The following is a 3,477-nucleotide window of genomic DNA, read 5'->3' on the forward strand; positions in this document are numbered from 1 at the left end:
ACTTTTGATTGTTTTTCTCTCTTTTTGTGCAACAAATGTGTCAGCTCAAGGCTTCTTGAAGAAATTGAAGAGTGCGGCAGACAAAGTAGAATCTGTGACAAAAACGGTGAATGAGGTTACAGGAGGAGAGTCAACAGAACAGAAATCGGAGAATGATAGTATTTCACCTAAGGAGTTTCTTGAAAAAGCGCCTTACTATTCAGTAAAAAAGGTTACAGAAACAGATTCATTGGGAAATGCAATTACAAATGAAGACGGTACTTCACGCTATAAGTTTTTGCTAATCGATAAGGACGGCAAAGCTTGTGCACCCAATACGGCAAAGAAACATTTGAATTCGGCATTGAAATCCGGAGCTTTCATCTTGTTGAAAGTGGGTGGAGGAGCCACTGCTGGAGCTTTATTAGGAAAAAAATTTGGGGGCTCTAAGAAAGGAGCTTGGATTGGGGCTGGTGTAGGTGCTGCTGCCGGTGTCTTGGCTTCTATGAACGATATAAAGGCTGTAAAGGAACAGGTGAAACTGATGAAGGAATGTAAGAAGGTCTTGAGCACTTATCAGAATACGTTCACCGAAGAAGGTTTTCCTATGGATGCAACGGTAGACTTGTCGAATGTAGATGGAATCAATTTCTTGGAATGTGAAGAGATTACCAAGAGTGCGGCTGATGTAAGAGCTGAACTTCTTGCTTCTCAGGAAGAAGGTGAGTCACTGGAGGATGTAGAATTTCCGGACGAAGCTTAATAAAGCAGTATAAACTGAACACTACGTAAGAAGGGCGATAAATGGCTTTGTGATAAGAGCTGTTTATCGCTCTTTTATTTTATCTGGAAATGAAAGAATCAGGCTATAACTTGTAATACAAATATGGATACAAAGGTACGGAGAATGAATGGATAAATGTTATATATTTGCAAATGTCATGAGAACAAAATGAATAAGTACAGGCCTTATATAGATAAAAGGAAATACATGTCCAAAATAGTAATGGGCTGTTTTCTCCTTTCATGCCCCTTCCGCATGATTGCGCAGACGTTGTCAAATGATTCCGTCAGCCGGACCATCGCGTTGGATGAGGTGACTATCGTGGCATCGAATGTGTCGCGGGTAGACAATCATTTGGTAATTTATCCTAACTCTCAGCAGAAGAAATCGACTAACAGCGGCTATGGAGTGTTGAAACGCTTGATGATTCCGGGTATGATTATCGATACACGGTCCAATAGTGCTGAGGCAATGGGGATGCCCGTGTCGTTCTATATCAATGGGCAGCAAGCCGATTCCAAGGACATCCAGATGCTTCGCCCGAAGGACATAGAAAAGATTGAGTATCATGACAATCCAACCGGGAGATATGCAAAAGATAAGATAGCTGTCAACTTTATACTGAAGCAATATAAGGCGGGTGGTTACTTGCAAATGGATGGCTTGCAGACAATTGGATATACGCATGGCGACTACAATATTGCTGCCACCGTCAACCGTAATAATACGACCTATTCCTTGTTTGCTGGAAGTGATTACTTTAATGTGAAGGATAATCATAATAACATGTCTGAAACCTATGCATTACCCGGGCAGTCCGTCGAGCGTTTTAGTACATCCGATGAAGATTATTCCCGGCACAATAAGTATGTACAGTTCCGTCTCCAGCATCAGAAGGCAGGTCGGTATATCGTCGGGAAACTGTCGTTTATACACAAAAACACTCCTCGTGAAAATATGGTCGGCACGGTAGAGTCGGTGGGTAATGCTTCTAATTTTGCGATGTATACTGACCAGAAGAGCCTTTCTCCTAAATTAGATCTGACGGGTACTATCCCTATATCGGAGACACAGGATTTTACTTTTGGATTGCATGGTACTTATTCCCGTAACTTGTACAACCGTACTTACTCTGAGCAGAACTATGAGACGGGTTCTTATGAATCGGAAAATGCCGGAGGATTTCAGTTGTCAGCCATCTATAACCTGTCCAAAGGAAAGCATTCTTTTTCGGCCGAGCTGTTCGATTTTCATCATGTGTGGAATGCGCAATACGAGGGCAGCCATCCGCTGAGGCAGTCACTATGGAAAAATGAGTCGCTGGTTTTCCTTTCCTATAATTATGCTTTTAGCCCGAAACTGTCACTACGGTCAAGGGTGGGAGTGGACTGGCTTCAGTACCGGCTTCACGGCAGCGAAAAATTCAGCAAGCTGTCGCCGCGTGTCAATCTGAACCTTCAATATCAGCTGAAAGGAGGGATGCTGTTATGGTCTTCCTCCTATAACAATTACAATTACGGCATGGACCTCATCAATCAGGCACGCATCGGTCTCAATCCTTATCTGGTACAGACCGGCAATCCGAACCTGAAGAGCGGACGTTCATTCAATTCCTTCCTGTATTATTCCGGTAAGATAAAGAAAACCGGACTTTCGGCCATTCTCCAGTACAAGCTGGAGCATAATCCGGTGGTTCACGACTATTATGTTCAGGATACTTACCTCGTCAGGTCGTTCATTAACCGTGGAAACATTCATTACTATGCTGCCATACTGGCGGCTTCGCATTCCTTTAACCGGATGTTCAGTCTGTCGGGCGATATAAGATACAATTATACGTCTGTTCACTCCGTGTGTGGTTTCGGCAACAGAAATCTGACCGGCAACCTCAATGCCAATGTTTACCTGGGTGATTTCACGCTTTCGCCCTACGTCAATTTCAGAAACAAGATTGTCAACACCACTTCCCTGGGAATAGAAGAGACTCCCGTCAACTACGGTCTGGAGTGTACATACGGCAAGGGAAACTTTTTTGCGGAAGTCAATGTCGTGTCTCCGTTTACCGACCGGAAGTTCCGAAAAACGTTCCAGCATGAACTCTATACATATTATTCGGATGAAGATTTCAGGACAAACGGTCAGTACTGCCACATCAAATTAGCTTATACCTTCGACTTCGGTTACAAAACGAAGAAGGTCAGACGGGAGGTAGACCGCTCGGTGAACAGTTCGCTGCTGAAGTCTTTTTAAATTTTGCTGAATAACGAAGCGGATATAGTATATTACTTTAAATTCAGCGAGCTTACTGCAAAAAATCATTTATGGTGGAACCTTTTATTACAGTCTTTACATATATAATTGGCGTTAGAAATTTTTCCCAAGAATGCAACTACAAGAAACGAAATAAACATAGACAATGCTATATAATCGGCAATAGTTGATTTGATACCAAAATCATTTGCCCAAACAAGATAAAGTCCCGGAATAAGAAAAAGAAAGATGCACCATAATGCTATAGCAGTTCCGTATTTATTACTTACGGCTATGGCTGACACATTATAACTTCCACATTTAGGGCACCAGACATGAGATTTATTTCTACTATCAACAATAGGATTTATTATCTCAACAGCTTTCTCATAATCTTTCTCGAAAACATATATCGCAATACCTGTGATAGCACCATAAGCACCTGGATTTTGGTCTTGCCCCTC

General features: G+C 42.3%; 3 protein-coding genes. 2 read left to right on the forward strand and 1 reads right to left on the reverse strand.

Translation table 11 applies throughout. The annotated features are described in order from the left end of the window. Nucleotides 1-4 precede the first annotated feature (4 nt). Entirely contained in the window at nt 5-742 is a 738-nt protein-coding gene (locus ACMJ0U_RS03630; RefSeq protein WP_417128243.1) for a hypothetical protein, read from the forward strand. Between the two features lie 228 nt (nt 743-970). Further along, nucleotides 971-3,013, forward strand: a complete 2,043-nt coding sequence (locus ACMJ0U_RS03635) for a hypothetical protein (RefSeq protein ID WP_417128241.1) — start codon at nt 971-973, stop codon at nt 3,011-3,013. A 65-nt stretch (nt 3,014-3,078) separates the two neighbouring features. Here ACMJ0U_RS03635 and ACMJ0U_RS03640 read toward each other — a convergent pair. Beyond that, the coding region (locus ACMJ0U_RS03640; RefSeq protein ID WP_417128242.1) for a DUF2007 domain-containing protein at nt 3,079-3,477 on the reverse strand (399 nt) is incomplete at its 5' end.

This window comes from Phocaeicola sp. (assembly GCF_048170425.1).
In the GTDB taxonomy this organism is placed as follows: domain Bacteria; phylum Bacteroidota; class Bacteroidia; order Bacteroidales; family Bacteroidaceae; genus Phocaeicola.